The sequence below is a fragment of the Methylobacterium cerastii genome, assembly GCF_022179125.1.
In the GTDB taxonomy this organism is placed as follows: domain Bacteria; phylum Pseudomonadota; class Alphaproteobacteria; order Rhizobiales; family Beijerinckiaceae; genus Methylobacterium; species Methylobacterium cerastii.
Genome location: NZ_BPQG01000021.1, coordinates 1 through 15,902, shown reverse-complemented (window position 1 = coordinate 15,902; position 15,902 = coordinate 1). Strand labels below are relative to the sequence as shown.

Genomic DNA, 15,902 nt, shown 5'->3' with positions numbered 1-15,902 from the left:
GACGCGACGATCATGGCGCTCCAGCCGATCATCATCAAGAAGGTCAAGAAGGCCGCGCACGGGCACCACGGCGGGGCCTGGAAGATTGCCTACGCGGACTTCGTGACCGCCATGATGGCGTTCTTTCTGCTGATGTGGCTGATCAGCATGACAACGCAGGAGCAGAAGGCCGGTTTGGCGGAATACTTCGCGCCGGCGGCTTTGAGCCCCGCTACCAGCGGCGCTGGCGGAATGCTCTATGGGACCTCCCTCGATACGTCGGGCAACAAGCCGTCCACGCCCCGCGAGAAGGCGACGGGTTCAGCCGAGCAGGATGAGAGGGCGCGCCCGACCAGTGCGGGCGGCGCCAGCGACCTCGATGCCAGCCGCCCGGCCGCCAGCGTGCAGCCCAATTACAGCGCCATGGCCAGCCTGCGGCAGGCGCTCCAGAAGATGCCCGACATCGCCGAGCTGTCGCGCAACATCGTGATCGAGCCGACCAAGGAGGGCGTGAACGTCTCCCTCGTGGACGACGACGGCCGTTCCATGTTCCGCGAGGGTTCGGTCGACCCCCACGAGCGGACCCGTCGCGTGCTGGAAGCGCTGGCGCCCGCCCTGCGCCGGCTGCCCAACCGCCTGTCCATCACCGGCTACACGTCGGCCACCCGCCCGGGTTCGGCGCGGGCCGGCGAACCCTGGAATCTCACCGCCGGGCGTGCGCTCGCCGTACGCGAGATTCTGTCGGGCGCCGGGGTTCCCAACGAGAACTTCGCGTCGGTGGTGGGACGCGCCGACACCGAGCCGGTCTTCCCCGACAACCCCTACATCGCCCCGAACCGGCGGGTGACGGTCACGCTGCTCAATGCGAGCCCGGCGACGCCCCCGAACATCCTTCGCTGACGGACGAGCCGCATCGCCTCTGTTGAATGCTCGGCCCGATAGGACCGAACTGATCTGGGCACGGCGTCCACGGTGCGGTGCCATGCCTCGACCACCACTCTGAAACCTGATCTTCAGCCACTTTCAGTGTGGAACCACCGGCTCTCTGCGAACGAAGAGCGACCGAGCCTCACGTCCCAAGACAAACGTCCGGCAACGCTCAGTTGTTGGCGGTGCGGAACGTGTCGCAGGACTTCGTCTGGCCGCTCTTGTAGCCGTTCATGAACCAGCGTTGGCGCTGCTCGGACGAGCCGTGCGTGAACGAGTCCGGCACTGCGTAGCCCTGGCTCTGCTTCTGCAGCTTGTCGTCTCCGATCGCGCTGGCCGCGTTCATCGCCTCGTCGATGTCACCCTGCTCCAGGGAATTGTACTTGTCGTTGGAGTTCTTGGCCCAGACGCCGGCGAGGCAATCGGCCATCAGCTCGATCCGGACGGAGAGCGCGTTCGCGTCGCGCTTGGACGAGGCCTGCTGCTGGCGGGCCTGGACCTTGCCGAGGATGCCGAGGACGTCCTGCACGTGATGGCCGACCTCGTGCGCGATGACGTAGGCGTAGGCGAAGTCGCCCTTCACACCGAACTTCTGCTCCATCTCCTTGAAGAAGCCGGTGTCCAGATAGACCTTCTTGTCGAGCGGGCAGTAGAACGGACCCATTGCCGCCTGGGCCGAGCCGCAGCCGCTGCGTGTGCCGCCGGTGTAGAGCACCATCGTGGTCGGGGTGTACTGCTTGCCGGTCTGGTTCGGGAGGATCTGGCTCCAGACGTCCTCGGTGTTGCCCAAGATCTTGGAGGCGAAACGGCCGCTGTCGTCGGTCGGCGCCGTCTTGCGCCGCGTCTGCGTCTGCGGGTCGGCCTGCTCCTCGCGCTGGCTGCCGCCGCCGCGGGTCATCTGTTCGGCGCCGCCCATCAGGATCGCCGGATTGATGCCGGTGACCCAGCTGATGATCAGGATCACGACGATCGCGCCGATGCCGAGCCCGCCGGCACCGCCGCCCGGAAAGCCCATCCCGCCGCCGCCGCCTTCGCCGCGACGATCCTCGACGTTGTCCGAACTCCGAAAATCGTCCCAGCGCATAATTTCGACCGCCACTCGTTCTCACGACGCCGTTATCGCGAGTCGCAGGGTAATGACACAGGCCGAGCGAGGGTTCCGCTCGAACGGTCAAGCTTTTCCGTCGAGGGCGGCGCGCAGCAGCCGGAAATCCCGCCAGGCGAGCCGCTTCTGCATCGGCTGCCGCAGGAGGTAGGCCGGGTGGAGCGTGGCGAGCGCCCGCACCGTGCGATGGGACATCGCGTAGGGGTAGAACCGCCCGCGCGCCTTCAGGATGCCGTCCTTGGTGCCGGTGATCGCCTTCGTCGCCGGGTTGCCGAGGCAGACGATGATGTCGGGGTCGGCAAGCTCGATCTGCCGCTCGAGGAACGGGCGGCACACGGCGAGCTCCTGGATCGTCGGCTCGCGGTTACCGGGCGGGCGCCACGGCACCACGTTGGCGACGTAAGCCATCGTGCGGTCGAGGCCGATCGCCGCCATCATCCGGTCGAGCAGCTGGCCCGAGCGGCCCATGAACGGCTTGCCGACCCGATCCTCGTCGGCGCCCGGCGCCTCGCCGATGAACATCAGCTTCGCGGCGGGATTTCCGTCGGAGAAGGCGAGGTTCTTAGCCGTGAAGCGCAGCGGGCACCCGTCGAAGTCCGCGAGCAGCGCCTCCAGCTCCGCGAGCGTCCCGACCTCCCGGGCCCTGGCCCGGGCATCGGTGGCGGCTTCCTCGGGCTTGGCCGACGCAGATTGTCCGTAGGTGCGGGGCGGTGACGGCGCCTTCTCCGGTGCCGGCGGCGCCTCTTCGCGGGACGACACCGCGTCGCGCGGCGGCAATGCGCGGCGCGCGGCCTCGACGGGCGCGTCGCGGGCGGGTGCTGTGCGGAGCAGGGTCGGAGCCGGCGTGTCGGCTTCCTGGAAGCGGTCGTGCGGCGCCTCGTCGAGGGCGAGGTCGACGCCGCTCTCCACATGGAAATCGAGATACGCGATCAGGTCGCGCTGTGCGTCCGCCGACGATGTCATGGGCATGATGTGGGGCGTGACGCACCTGTGGACAACGCGGCATCGGTGCCGTCGCCGCGCGGCGCCGAGACGCCGCAATGCGCGACTTGGCCGCTCCCGCGCCTTCTCCCCTGCCAGCAGCGGCTTGCCAACCTACATTGGAACGGGTTCAGAACGACAGCACACGGCGCATCCACCGATCGGCCCGCGTCAGCGGGCGGTCCGGGCGCACGAAAGAGACACGGCAGGAGACGACAGGCATGGCGCATCCCGAACGCGAGGGCATGGATTTCGACGTGGTCATCGTCGGCGCGGGGCCGGCCGGCCTCGCCGCGGCCATCCGCCTGAAGCAGCACGCCCATGAGAGCGGCGACGAGATCAACGTCGTCGTCGTCGAGAAGGGCTCCGAGGTCGGCGCCCACATCCTCTCGGGCGCCGTGATCGACCCGTCGGGCCTCGATACCCTGGTGCCGGACTGGCGCGACGATTCCGAGCGTCCGTTGAAGACCGCGGTGGAGCGCGACGAGTTCCTGTACCTGACCAAGAACAGCGGCGTGACGATGCCGAACCTGTTCTTCCCCAAGTTCATGTCGAACCACGGTAACTTCGTCGGCTCGCTGTCGAACGTCGCCAAGTATCTCGGCGCCAAGGCCGAGGCGCTGGGCGTCGAGATCTATCCGGGCTTCCCGGCCTCCGAGGTGCTCTACGACGACCGGGGCGTCGTCGTCGGCATCGCCACCGGCGACCTCGGCATCGCCAAGTCGGGCGAGCCGCGCGACGACTACACCCGCGGCATGGAGCTGCGCGGTAAGTACGTCATCTTCGGCGAGGGCGCCCGCGGATCGCTGACCAAGACCCTGATCGACCGGTTCGAACTCAACCGCCACAGCGACCACCAGAAGTACGGGCTCGGCGTGAAGGAGCTGTGGCAGCTCGCGCCCGGCAAGTTCGAGCCGGGCCTGGTGCGCCACTCGATGGGCTGGCCCCTGCCGAACAAGGCCGGCGGCGGCTCGTGGCTGTACCACTTCGACGACCACCTGCTCTCGGTCGGCTTCGTCACCCACCTGAACTACGAGAACCCGACCCTGTCGCCGTTCGAGGAGTTCCAGCGCTTCAAGACCCACCCGATGATCCGCGAGGTGTTCGAGGGCGCCAAGCGCATCGGCTACGGCGCGCGCGCGATCATGGAAGGCGGCTGGCAGTCGGTGCCGAAGCTCGTCTTTCCCGGCGGCTGCCTCGTGGGCGATTCCGCCGGCTTCGTGAACGTGCCGCGCATCAAGGGCTCGCACAACGCGGTCCTCTCCGGCATGCAGGCGGCCGACGCCATCGCCGACGCGCTGAAGGCGGGCCGCCAGGGCGACGAGCTCACCGCCTACGACGCCGGCTGGCGCGACAGCGCGATCGGCGCCGACCTCAAGGCGGTCCGCAACGTGAAGCCGCTCTGGTCGCGCTACGGCACCCTCGCGGGCGTGGGCCTGGGCGGCCTCGACATGTGGTCGAACACGCTGCTCAACGCCTCGCCCTTCGGCACGCTCAAGCACGGCGAGCCCGACCACGCCTGCACCAAGCCGATCTCCGAGGTGACGCCGATCGTCTACCCGAAGCCCGACGGCAAGCTCACCTTCGACCGGCTCTCGTCGGTCTACCTCTCGAACACCAACCACGAGGAGGACCAGCCGCCCCACCTGCAGGTAAAGGACATGGGCCTGCAGAAGGCCTCCGAGCACGACGTGTTCGGCGGTCCCTCCGCGCGCTACTGCCCGGCCGGCGTCTACGAGTGGGTCGAGGATGCGGCGGCCGGGGACGGCGTGCGCTACCAGATCAACGCGCAGAACTGCGTCCACTGCAAGACCTGCGATATCAAGGACCCGAACCAGAACATCAATTGGGTGACGCCGGAGGGCCCGGGCGGACCGAACTACCCGAACATGTGATCAGGAGGCGGCCGGAGACCTGCTCCGGCGCAGAGCGTGTCTCCAACGCAGCGCGCCTCTCCCGGAGGGCTTCGGTGGAAGGAAAGCGCGCTCGCACGGCCTTGCGAGCCTAAGAATCGCGACGGGTGCGGCGGCCTTGAGCGGTCGTGCCCGCGCCATCCTTTCGCCTTGCGGGCGTGGCGGGAAGAGTCCAGTGTCCCCGCCGAATTCGGCGCCGCCTGGCCGCGATGGGCCGGCGCCCGCAGGAGCCGTGAACGGTGCCCATGACCGATGTCCGCCCCCGTCGCACCCGTTCGGTGCTCGCCCTGACGTTCGCCGCGAGCGTCTCGCTGTGCGGGCCCGCGCTCGCCGTGCAGCCGCGGGAGTCGAGCCCGATGTCGGAATACGAGCCGGCGGAGTCCCTCGAAGGCAACTTCCTCTCGGCCTACATCGCCGGCGCCTCGCGCGACACCGCGGCGGCTGCGAGCTTCTACCGTGAGGCGGTGAAGGCCGACCCGCGCAACACCGACCTGCTGGAACGGGCCTTCGTCTCGCTCTTGGCCGACGGCGCCCTGCCCGACGCGTTCCGCGCGGCCGAACGCCTCGTCAACCGCGACTCCACCAACGGGCTCGCTCAGCTCTCGCTCGGCGTGCGCCAGATCAAGGCCGGCCAGTGGGCCGCCGCCCGCCAGAACTTTTCGCGCAGCGGACGCGGCGCGGCCGCCGACCTGACCGCGACGCTGCTCACCGCCTGGGCCTATGCCGGCGCCGGCGACGGCAAGCGGGCGTTGGAGACCGTGAGCAAGCTCAAGGGCGAGCGCTACTACAACACCTTCCGCGACTACCATGCCGGCCTCATCGCCAGCGTCACCGGCGATCAGGCCGAGGCCGAGCGCCGCCTCAAGGCGGCCTACGAGGCCGACAAGAACACCCTGCGCATCGTCGACGCCTACGCCCGGTTCGAGGCCAATGCCGGCCGCACCGACCTGGCGATCCAGGCCTATTCCGACTTCGACGCGCTGATGCCGCGCCACCCGATCGTGCGCGACGCCCTCGACAAGCTGAAGGCCGGCAAGCCGCTCGCCCGCCTCGTCACCAACGCGCAGGAAGGCGCCGGCGAGGTGCTGTATGGGCTCGGCTCCGCCGGCTCGACGCAGGGCGACGAGCTGCCTGCTGTGGTCTACCTGCGGCTTGCCCTCTACCTCGCGCCCGAGCACGCCCTGGCCCGCCTGACGCTCGCCGACACCCTCGACCGGATGAAGCAGCCGGAGAAGGCGAACGAGGCCTACGCGCAGATCCCCGCCACCTCGCCGCTGAAGCTCAACGCCGACATCCAGATCGGCCTCAACCTCGAGCAGGCGGGCAAGGGCGACGAGGCGCTGCAATATCTCGACGCCGCGATGAAGGCGCACCCGGACGACATCGACATCATCACGGCGCTGGGCAACGTGCAGCGCTCGCGCAAGAAGTACGAGGAGGCGGCCGAGACCTACAGCCGCGCGATCGCGCTGATCGGCGACCGGCCGCAATCGAACTTCTGGACCACCTACTACTTCCGCGGCACCGCCTACGAGCGCGCCAAGCAATGGCCGAAGGCCGAGGCCGACTTGAAGAAGGCCCTGGAGCTGGTCCCGGCGAGCCAGCCGGCGGCGAAGGCCCAGGTGCTGAACTACCTCGGCTATTCCTGGGTCGATCAGAAGATCAACATCGACGACGCCTTCAAGCTGCTCAAGCAGGCGGCCGACGCCAGCCCGCGCGACGGCATGATCGTCGACAGCCTCGGTTGGGCCTATTTCCGCCTCGGCCGTTGGGACGACGCCGTGCGCGAGCTGGAAAAGGCCGTCGAGCTGAAGCCGGGCGACCCGACCATCAACGACCACCTCGGCGACGCCTACTGGCGCGCCGGCCGCCGCCTCGAAGGCAAGTTCCAGTGGCAGCACGCCAAGGACCTCAACCCCGAGCCGGACGACCTCGTGCAGATCAACGAGAAGCTGAAGAACGGCCTGCCGGACACCGACAAGCCGACGGCCACCGCCGAGAACCCGCCGGCCCCGGTGGCGGCGCCGCACAATGCCGAGAACCCGGAACTTCCCAAGGGCGCCCCGGCCCCGACCGAGGCCCCCGGCGCGGCCGACAAGAAGAGCGGCGGCTGAACGGCCTTTCACCGATTCAATCCATCGTTCATGCCGGCTGCCATCCAGGGCAGCCGGCATTTCTTTGCGGCGCATCCTCGCTGGAGGCGTCGTCCACATCGGTCCAGAATACGCGATGGCACGTCTCACCACCCGCGCTCCTGCGAAGATCAACCTCACCTTGCACGTCCTCGGGCGTCGCCCCGGCGACGGGTATCACGTGCTCGAAAGCCTCGTGGCGTTTGCCGGCACAGGGGACACGTTGACCCTCGATCCCGGTCCCGCGCTGTCGCTCGCGGTGAGCGGCCCGACCGCCGGGCCGGCCGGGCCGACCGGGGACAACCTCGTGATCCGGGCGGCCCGGCACCTCGCGGACGGCGTGCCAGATTTGAAGGTCGGGGCGTTCGACCTCGTCAAGCGCCTGCCGGTGGCGGCGGGCATCGGCGGCGGATCGTCGGATGCGGCGGCCGCCCTGCGTCTCCTCGCGGAGCTGAACGGGCTCGCCCTCGACCACCCCGCGGTGATCGCCGCCGCGCGGGCGACGGGGGCCGACGTACCGGTCTGCCTCGATCCGCGGGCGCGGATGATGCGGGGCGCGGGCGAGGAGATCGGCCCGACGCTCGGGATCGCACCGCTGCCGGCGGTGCTGATCAATCCCGGCGTGCCGGTGCCGACGGCCCCCGTGTTCAAGGCGCTCGGACTCCAGGTCGGAGACAGGCTCGACGGCGCAGCGCATCCCGAGATCGGCGGCGGCGACGCCGACACGCTGCTCGCGGCGATCGGGCCGGCGCGCAACGACCTCGAAGCGCCGGCACTCACCGTGGCGCCGGTGATCGGCACGGCGCTGACGGCGTTGCGCACCCAGCCCGGGTGCCGGCTTACGCGGATGTCGGGTTCGGGCGCGACGGTGTTCGCCGTGTTCGCCGACCGGCATGCGGCCTCGCGCGCGGCCCGGGCCATCGGTTCGGCCCAGCCCGGTTGGTGGACCGTCGCGACCTACCTGCGCTGACAGGCCGGAGCAGGCGCCGGCTCGCTACGACGAGGATCAATGGACGCGCGAGACGCAGAAATCCACGACCTGCAGCAGCGCCGACTTCATCGGGCTTTCCGGGAACGGATCGAGCGCGTCCCGCGCCAGCGTGCCGTACTCGCGGGCGCGCGCCACCGTTTCCTCGAGGGCGTGGTGGCGCCGCAGGATCGTGTGGGCGGTCTCGAGGTCGCCCTCCTCCAGCGCGCCCTGCTCCAGCGTCCGCCGCCAGAACGCGCGCTCCTCCTCGGTGCCGCGGCGGACCGCGAGCACGATCGGCAGCGTGATCTTACCCTCGCGGAAGTCGTCGCCGACGTTCTTGCCGAGGGCCGCGCTGGTGCCGCCGTAATCGAGCACGTCGTCGATCAGCTGGAAGGCGATGCCGAGGTTCATGCCGTAGGCGCGGCACGCCTCCTGCTCCGCGACCGGGCGCCCGGCCAGCACCGGGCCGACTTCGCAGGCGGCTGCGAACAGCTCGGCGGTCTTGGCGCGGATCACCGCGAGGTACTCGTCCTCCGAGGTGCCGGTGTTCTTGGCGGCGGTGAGCTGCATCACCTCGCCCTCGGCGATCACGGTGGCGGCGGCCGAGAGGATGTCGAGGGCGCGCAGCGACCCGACCTCGACCATCATCCGGAAGGCCTGGCCCAGCAGGAAGTCGCCGACGAGCACGCTCGCCTCGTTGCCCCACTTGATCCGTGCGGCGACCCGGCCGCGGCGCATGTCGCTGCCGTCGACCACGTCGTCGTGCAGCAGGGTCGCGGTGTGCATGAATTCGACGCTGGCGGCGAGCTTCACGTCGCCGTCGATCCCCGCATAGCCGCAGAGGTCCGCGCTCGCGAGCGTGAGGATCGGGCGCAGGCGCTTGCCGCCGGAATCGATCAGGTGGTTGGCGACCTCGGGGATCATCGCCACGTCCGATCCGGTGCGCGACAGGATCTGGGCGTTCACCCGCTCCATGCCACCCGAGACCAGGGCCACGAGGTCGGCCAGGCTCGCCTCCGCGTCGGGGCGGCCCTCTTCGATGGAAACGACGACACCCAAGGTCCGATGCCTCCAGACCGATCTTCGATTGCAGCGCGCGATGCGCCACCCCTTCGCACGGGCTTCAGGGCACCGCAACATGCGCGCGTGAAACCGGATATGGTGCCGCCGCATGGATCGGCGCACGCGACGAAAGCGCCCTCCACCCGCGAACGGGGCCGCGATGACCGAACTGATCCGCACCAACGACATCGTCCTGATCGGCTTCGCGCAATCGCTGCTCGAGGGCGCTGATATCCCGGTCCTCGTGGCCGACAACCACATGAGCCTGATGGAGGGTTCGATCGGCGCCTTCCCCCGCCGCCTGCTGGTGCCCGGCGACCATGCGGCCCAGGCCCGCCGGCTCCTGCGCGACGCCGGGCTCGGCCACAAGCTGCGGGACGCGACCGCCTGACCATGCGCCAGACCTCGGATGCCGCGCCGGACGACTTCCTCGGCGGGGCCTTGCGCCTGCTGCAGCCGCCGCGCGGGAGCCACCGGGCCGGAACCGATGCGGTGCTGCTCGCGCGCCTCATCGAGCCGAAGGCCGGCGACGTGATCTGCGACGTCGGAGCGGGAACGGGTGCGGTCGGGCTCGCGGCCGGAATTGGCGCGCCGGGCAGCCGCGTCGTGCTGGTCGAGCGCGCGCCCGACCTCGCCGCATTGGCGCGCCGGAACGCCGAGGCCAACGCGATGGCCGATCGCGTCTCGGTCGTCGAGGCCGACGTGCTCGGTCCAGGGGCAGAACGCCGAGCCGCCGGCCTCGTCTCCGGCAGCGCCGACATCGTGCTGACCAACCCGCCGTTCTTCGAGGCCGGTCGCCACCGCCCGTCGCCGGATGCAGGCAAGGCGGCCGCGCACGCATTTCCCCCCGGCGGATTGGAGGCCTGGATCCGCACTTGCACCGACCTTCTGCGGGCCGGCGGCCGGCTCGGGCTGATCCACAGGGCCGACGCGCTACCGCTCTGCCTCGACGCCCTGCGCAATCGGTTCGGCGGCGTCGCGATCCGCCCGGTCCACGCCCGGGCGGATCGTCCGGCGATCCGCATCCTCGTCAGCGCGACCAAGGGGAGCCGCGCCGCCCTGGAACTGCGTCCGCCCCTCGTCCTCCAAGGGGTGGACGGCGCCTTCACCGCCGAGGCGGACGCCCTGCATCGCGGCCGGCCGTGGCCGCCATGAAGCCGTTTCGCTCTGGCCAAGTTCGTCTAGGGTATGGATCAGGCGGCGTGCCGGACACCGCCCGAGCGCATCTCAGTAGAACCGCAGGCGGCGGTGATGCCCGAAATGGTGGCGGTGATGGTGATGGCGGCGCCAATGGTGGTGGCGGTGCCAGCGGTGATGCCGGTGCCAGTGATGGCGGTGCCAGTGCCGGCGGCCGTGCCAGCGGGCGGTCTGCACGAGCGGTTCGGCGTCGGACTGGGCGGCGGCGATCGGCACGCTCATCGGGGCGGCCTTCGCCGAGAGGCTCAACCCGGTCGCGCCGCCGAGCAGCGCGAGCACGACCATCAGAAATTTCCAGGATCGCATCGAGACGTCCTCTCCTCCCTGTGACACGGTCGAGGATCGCGCCCCCGCCCGGACGGAAACCACTCCGCCGGGCCTGAAACGGCGATGGGCCTGTTTCGGTTCGATCGACGACACGCGAAACACTTCGTCGTGCGACGACGGCCCCTTGGCGAAAGCCTTGCGCAAGCGGTGCCGATGACCAATTCGGAAGGCGCAACTCTTCCCGAGCAGAGCCCCCATGCCCCTCGCCGTTCCGGACTTCGTGCGTGCCCTGCTGCCGGCGCGCTTCCGCAAGGCGCGCCCGCGCGTCGCCGTCGTGCGGTTGAATGGCGCCATCGGCGCGGTCTCACCGCTCCGTCCCGGCCTGTCGATCGGCACCGTGGCGGGTAGCCTCGAGCGCGCCTTCGAAACCCCGGGCGCGGTGGCGGTGGCGATCGTGATCAACTCGCCGGGCGGCGCGCCGGCCCAGTCGCACTTGATCCACCGGCGTATCCGCGACCTGGCGACGGAAAAGAAGCTGCCGGTCTACGCCTTCGTCGAGGACGTGGCGGCCTCCGGCGGCTACATGATCGCGTGCGCGGCCGACACAATCGTCGCCGACCCGACCTCGGTGGTCGGCTCGATCGGCGTGGTCTCGGCGGGTTTCGGGTTCGATAAGCTGCTCGCGCGCGTCGGCGTCGAGCGCCGCGTCCACACCCAAGGCGACGCCAAGGCGATGCTCGATCCGTTCCGGCCGGAAGACCCGGCCGACGTCGAGCGCCTTTTGCGCATCCAAGCGGACGTGCAGGACCTGTTCACCGCCCTCGTCACGGCCCGCCGCCCGACCTTGAAGGCCGGCGACAACCTGTTCACCGGCGCGATCTGGACCGGGCGGCAGGCGTTGGAGCTCGGTCTCGTCGACGCGCTCGGCGACATCCGTTCGACCTTGAGGACCCGCTTCGGCGACACCGTCGAGATGCGGCTCGTCGCGGAGGCGAAGGGGTCGTTCGTCAGCCGCCTCTTGCGTCGCGCGGCACCGGGCGGGATCGGCCTTGCGGACGAGGCGATTGCCGCGGTGGAGGAGCGGGCGGCCTGGGCTCGCTACGGGCTCTGAGCGAGGCTGCTAGCTCGGCTATCAGCAATCTGCGGTCAGCGGACCAGGCAGGCGGCGTCCGGCGTGCCGTAGCCGCTATAGACCACCCGCACCTTGCGGGTGCAGCCCTCGGCCTTGATCGCGGGCGCCGCGACCGGGGCGACCTCGACCGGCATCACCGCGACCGGCACGGTCACCGTGGCGGTGTCTTCCACGGTCGCGAAAGCGCTGCTGGCGCTCATCACCAGCGGGGTGGCGACCAGCGAGGCGGCGACGAGGACCGCGAAGACGGTGACGTTCTTCTTGGCGAGGCTGCGCATGACTGATGTTCCGTGGCGTTCGGCCCCTGCGGGCGCCGGATGTCCTGATGTCGGGCAATAAACTTGGCCGTGCCGATACGGTTCCGCTTGTCCGTCGAATTTGCGCCACATTCGGTGCGGGCCCGCACGCGCAGCGGCCTAGCGGTTGCTCAATGGGGCGGCGCACGCTTAAACCCCGGGCGCCCTCCCCCCGCGCGACGACGAAGAAGCCCCATGCCGAGCGATGCCGATCTCAGCCCAAAGACCTCGTTCCAGGGCCTGATCCTGACGCTGCAGCGCTTCTGGGCGGCCAAGGGCTGCGTGATCTTGCAGCCATACGACATGGAGGTCGGCGCCGGCACGTTCCATCCGGCCACGACCCTGCGGGCGCTCGGGCCCAAGCCCTGGAAAGCCGCCTACGTGCAGCCCTCGCGCCGGCCGAAGGACGGGCGCTACGGCGAGAACCCGAACCGGCTGCAGCACTACTACCAGTTCCAGGTGATCCTGAAGCCGAACCCGGACAACCTGCAGGAGCTCTACCTGGAATCGCTCGCCGCGATCGGCGTCGACCTCGCCCTGCACGACATCCGCTTCGTCGAGGACGACTGGGAGAGCCCGACGCTCGGCGCCTGGGGCCTTGGCTGGGAATGCTGGTGCGACGGCATGGAGGTGAGCCAGTTCACCTACTTCCAGCAGGTCGCGGGCCTCGAATGCGCGCCGGTGGCGGGTGAGCTGACCTACGGGCTGGAGCGGCTGGCGATGTACGTCCAGGGCGTCGAGAACGTCTACGATTTGAACTTCAACGGCGGCGCGGGCGCCGACAAGGTGACCTACGGCGACGTGTTCCTGCAGGCCGAGCAGGAATACTCGCGGCACAACTTCGAGGCGGCCGACACGACGATGCTGTTCCGCCAATTCGCCGACGCCGAAAAGGCCTGCCGCAGCTACCTCGACGGCGGCGCGCCGGAGCGCGAGGGCGCCCGCCATCGCATGGTGCAGCCGGCCTACGACCAGTGCATCAAGGCGAGCCACGTCTTCAACCTGCTCGACGCACGCGGCGTGATCTCGGTGACCGAGCGCCAGAGCTACATCCTGCGGGTGCGCGAGCTGGCCAAGGCCTGCGGCGCAGCCTGGCTGCTGACGGAGGCCGGCGGCGCCCCGGCCGCGGCATGAACCGCGTCGCGCTCGCCGCCTTGGCCCTGGTCTGCCTCGCCAATCCAGCTGCGGCGCAATCCGCCACCGACCCCGTCGAGACCGTGCGCGCCTTCTACGCCAAGGACGACATCGGGGCCGTCGGCTTCTACGCCACGCGTCTGCGCGCGCTCTACGAGCGGGATCGCCGCGAGGCCGGGAACGAGGTCGGCCGCCTCGATTTCGCGTTCACTGTCAACGGGCAGGACACCGAGGCGAATTGGCAAAAGACTCTGCAGCTGGTCGCGCTCTCTGACGATGTCGCGCTCTCTGACGATCATGAACGCGCGCAGGTGCAGGCGACCTTCCGCAACTTCACGCCGCAGGATCTGCGCTACGATCTCGTGCGCGAGGACGGGCGCTGGCTGATCGCCGACGTGCGGTCGATGACAGGCCAGACCTGGGATCTGGTGACAATCCTGTCGTCGAAGCTGCCATAGGCGCATCGCGAAGCGGATATCGGCGGTGGCATCCCGCGCCTTCCGCGTCGCTTCGTCTCGACGGACGCCGAGCGGGCGTCTATTCCCGCGCGCATGCCCGATTTGCTGCTCGAACTCCGCTCCGAAGAAATCCCGGCCCGCATGCAGCGGCGTGCGGCCGAGGACCTGAAGAAGCTCGTCACCGACGCCCTGGTCGAGCGCGGCTTCCTCTACGACGGCGCCAAGGCCTTCGCGACGCCGCGCCGCCTGGCGCTCCACGTCGCCGGCCTGCCCGCCCGCGGCGAGGCCGTGCGCGAGGAGCGGCGCGGGCCGAAGGTCGGCGCGCCGGATGCGGCGGTGCAAGGCTTCCTGCGCGGCGCCGGCCTGACGAGCCTCGACCAGGCGCAGACCGTCGTCGACCCGAAGAAGGGTGAGTTCTACCTCGCGGTGATCGAGAGGCCCGGCCGCGCGACGCTGGACGTGCTGGCCGAGATCCTGCCCGCGATCATCAAGAGCTTCCCCTGGCCGAAATCCATGCGCTGGGGCGCGGCCTCGGCGCAGGCGGGGGCCTTGCGCTGGGTGCGTCCGCTGCAATCGATCGTCGCGACCTTCGGCCCGGAGACCGAGACGCCGGACGTGGTGCCGTTCGAGGTCGGCGGGATCGTGGCCGGGGCGACGACCTACGGCCACCGCTTCCTGGCGCCGGAAGCGATCGAGGTGCGGCGCTTCGACGACTACGTCCAGAACCTGGAGCGCGCCAAGGTCGTGCTCGACGCGGACCGCCGCAAGGACATCATCCTGCACGACGCCCGCGACCTCGCCTTCGCCCGCGGCCTCGAACTTGTGGAGGACGAGGGCCTGCTGGAGGAGGTCGCCGGCCTCGTGGAATGGCCGGTGGTGCTGATGGGCACCTTCGACCAAAGCTTCCTCGACATCCCGGGCGAGGCGGTGCGCGCGACCATCCGCGCCAACCAGAAATGCTTCGTGGTTCGTGAAGCCGGCGGCGCGCTGGCGCCGGCCTTCATCCTGGTCTCGAACCTCGTCGCCTCGGACGGCGGGGCCGCGATCACCGCCGGCAACGAGCGCGTCGTCCGCGCCCGGCTCTCGGACGCGAAGTTCTTCTGGGAGACGGACAAGGCGATCCGCCTCGAAGACCGGCTACAGAGGCTCGACACCATCGTGTTCCACGAGAAGCTCGGGACGCAGGGCGAGCGGGTGCAGCGCATCGCGGCGCTCGCGAAGGAACTGGCGCCGCTGGTCGGCGCCGATCCCGAGCTGGCGGAGCGCGCCGCGCGCCTCGCCAAGGCCGACCTCGTCACCGAGATGGTCGGCGAGTTCCCCGAGCTGCAGGGTTTGATGGGGGCTCGCTATGCCGCTCTCCAGGGCGAGCACCCGAGCGTCTGCGCTGCGATCGAGGAGCATTACAAGCCGGTCGGGCCGTCCGACCGGGTGCCGACCGACCCGGTCTCGGTGGCGGTGGCGCTCGCCGACAAGCTCGATACGCTGGTCGGGTTCTGGGCGATCGACGAGAAACCGACTGGGAGCAAGGACCCGTATGCGTTGCGGCGGGCCGCTTTGGGGGTCGTGCGACTCGCGGTCGATTGTTCGCTAAGATTGAGTCTGACGCAGGCTTTTGCGTTCGCATATCTTGCAAGGTCATTGACTCCAGACGAATCAAGCTACTTCAAGCGAAGCCATAACGAGGGTATCCCAAGCCAGCGCACGACTTCGGATATTGTAAAAAATGCGGGTATCCCCGGGTCGAGTTTTGCGGATTTGGTCGATGGCAAAGGAAGTCTTCTCACCTTTTTCGCCGATCGCCTCAAAGTCTACCTCCGCGAAAAAGGCGCCCGCCACGACTTGATCGACGCGGTCTTCGCGCTTCCCGGCCAGGACGACCTGCTGATGGTCGTCCGCCGCGTCGAGGCGCTCGGCGCCTTCCTCGACACCGAGGACGGCAAGAACCTGCTCGCGGGGGTGAAGCGCGCCTCGAACATCCTCCGGATCGAGGAGAAGAAGGACGGCCGCGCCTACGACGCCGAGCCCGACGCCGCGCTCGCCGCCTCCGGCCAGCCCGAGGAGCGGGCGCTCGCCGAGGCGCTGGCGACCGCCCGGACCGAGGCCTCGGCCGCGGTCGCGAAGGAGGATTTTGCCGGCGCGATGCGGGCGCTCTCGCAGCTGCGTGCCCCGGTGGACGCCTTCTTCGAGCACGTCACCGTCAACGCCGACGACCCGCGCCTGCGCGAGAACCGCCTCACCCTCCTCAACGCGCTGCGCGCCGCCACCCGCGAAGTCGCGGATTTCTCGGCGATCGTGGGATAGTGCGCGGGTCCCTTCTCCCAGGGGGAGAAGGACAGGATGAGGGGCGTG

Annotated in this window: 15 protein-coding genes; 10 read left to right on the top strand and 5 right to left on the bottom strand. The window is 69.7% G+C overall.

Annotated features, from left to right (window positions below):
* Positions 1-12: 12 nt before the first annotated feature.
* On the top strand, positions 13-879 hold the full coding sequence (locus tag MFF13_RS07705) for a flagellar motor protein MotB (RefSeq protein WP_147830108.1): 867 nt from the start codon (positions 13-15) through the stop codon (positions 877-879).
* A 199-nt stretch (positions 880-1,078) separates the two neighbouring features.
* Here the strand turns inward: MFF13_RS07705 and ypfJ are convergent, their stop codons facing one another.
* Together ypfJ and MFF13_RS07695 are read right to left on the bottom strand one after the other, a co-directional pair.
* Entirely contained in the window at positions 1,079-1,990 is a 912-nt protein-coding gene (gene ypfJ / locus MFF13_RS07700) for a KPN_02809 family neutral zinc metallopeptidase (RefSeq protein ID WP_147830139.1), read from the bottom strand.
* Between the two features lie 87 nt (positions 1,991-2,077).
* A complete protein-coding gene (locus tag MFF13_RS07695; protein WP_147830141.1) occupies positions 2,078-2,974 on the bottom strand; it encodes a uracil-DNA glycosylase in 897 nt (298 codons plus the stop codon).
* Positions 2,975-3,213: 239 nt separating this feature from the next.
* On the opposite strand from MFF13_RS07695, the gene MFF13_RS07690 reads away from it, so the two are divergent.
* The 3 genes from MFF13_RS07690 to MFF13_RS07680 all read left to right on the top strand — a co-directional run bounded on the left by MFF13_RS07690 (position 3,214) and on the right by MFF13_RS07680 (position 8,007).
* Entirely contained in the window at positions 3,214-4,887 is a 1,674-nt protein-coding gene (locus MFF13_RS07690) for an electron transfer flavoprotein-ubiquinone oxidoreductase (RefSeq protein ID WP_147830110.1), read from the top strand.
* Positions 4,888-5,150: 263 nt separating this feature from the next.
* The gene (locus MFF13_RS07685) at positions 5,151-7,019 is read left to right on the top strand and encodes a tetratricopeptide repeat protein (protein ID WP_147830112.1); all 1,869 of its coding nucleotides are present in this window, start codon (positions 5,151-5,153) and stop codon (positions 7,017-7,019) included.
* Between the two features lie 115 nt (positions 7,020-7,134).
* A complete protein-coding gene (locus MFF13_RS07680; RefSeq protein WP_147830114.1) occupies positions 7,135-8,007 on the top strand; it encodes a 4-(cytidine 5'-diphospho)-2-C-methyl-D-erythritol kinase in 873 nt (290 codons plus the stop codon).
* Positions 8,008-8,043: 36 nt separating this feature from the next.
* Here the strand turns inward: MFF13_RS07680 and MFF13_RS07675 are convergent, their stop codons facing one another.
* Positions 8,044-9,066, bottom strand: a complete 1,023-nt coding sequence (locus tag MFF13_RS07675; protein WP_238271745.1) for a polyprenyl synthetase family protein — start codon at positions 9,064-9,066, stop codon at positions 8,044-8,046.
* A 163-nt stretch (positions 9,067-9,229) separates the two neighbouring features.
* Between MFF13_RS07675 and MFF13_RS07670 the strand changes: the two genes are divergently transcribed.
* A complete protein-coding gene (locus MFF13_RS07670; RefSeq protein ID WP_147830118.1) occupies positions 9,230-9,460 on the top strand; it encodes a putative signal transducing protein in 231 nt (76 codons plus the stop codon).
* Between the two features lie 2 nt (positions 9,461-9,462).
* Complete coding sequence (locus MFF13_RS07665) at positions 9,463-10,224, top strand: tRNA1(Val) (adenine(37)-N6)-methyltransferase (RefSeq protein ID WP_147830120.1); 762 nt, start codon at positions 9,463-9,465, stop codon at positions 10,222-10,224.
* A gap of 72 nt (positions 10,225-10,296) precedes the next feature.
* Here MFF13_RS07665 and MFF13_RS07660 read toward each other — a convergent pair whose 3' ends face one another.
* Positions 10,297-10,572, bottom strand: coding sequence for a hypothetical protein (locus tag MFF13_RS07660; protein WP_147751060.1), 276 nt, complete (start codon positions 10,570-10,572; stop codon positions 10,297-10,299).
* 217 nt (positions 10,573-10,789) lie between these two features.
* Between MFF13_RS07660 and MFF13_RS07655 the strand changes: the two genes are divergently transcribed.
* A complete protein-coding gene (locus MFF13_RS07655; RefSeq protein ID WP_147830122.1) occupies positions 10,790-11,644 on the top strand; it encodes a S49 family peptidase in 855 nt (284 codons plus the stop codon).
* Between the two features lie 35 nt (positions 11,645-11,679).
* Here the strand turns inward: MFF13_RS07655 and MFF13_RS07650 are convergent, their stop codons facing one another.
* Complete coding sequence (locus tag MFF13_RS07650) at positions 11,680-11,943, bottom strand: hypothetical protein (protein WP_147751058.1); 264 nt, start codon at positions 11,941-11,943, stop codon at positions 11,680-11,682.
* A 213-nt stretch (positions 11,944-12,156) separates the two neighbouring features.
* Here MFF13_RS07650 and MFF13_RS07645 point away from each other — a divergent pair, with 213 nt between their 5' ends.
* The 3 genes from MFF13_RS07645 (at position 12,157) to glyS (ending at position 15,854) form a co-directional block, all read left to right on the top strand.
* Positions 12,157-13,095, top strand: coding sequence for a glycine--tRNA ligase subunit alpha (locus MFF13_RS07645; RefSeq protein ID WP_147830124.1), 939 nt, complete (start codon positions 12,157-12,159; stop codon positions 13,093-13,095).
* The gene (locus tag MFF13_RS07640) at positions 13,092-13,553 is read left to right on the top strand and encodes a DUF3828 domain-containing protein (protein WP_147830126.1); all 462 of its coding nucleotides are present in this window, start codon (positions 13,092-13,094) and stop codon (positions 13,551-13,553) included. Before MFF13_RS07645 ends, MFF13_RS07640 begins: the two co-directional genes overlap by 4 nt.
* Before the next feature lie 93 nt (positions 13,554-13,646).
* Complete coding sequence (gene glyS / locus MFF13_RS07635) at positions 13,647-15,854, top strand: glycine--tRNA ligase subunit beta (RefSeq protein ID WP_147830128.1); 2,208 nt, start codon at positions 13,647-13,649, stop codon at positions 15,852-15,854.
* The last annotated feature ends 48 nt before the right edge of the window (positions 15,855-15,902 follow it).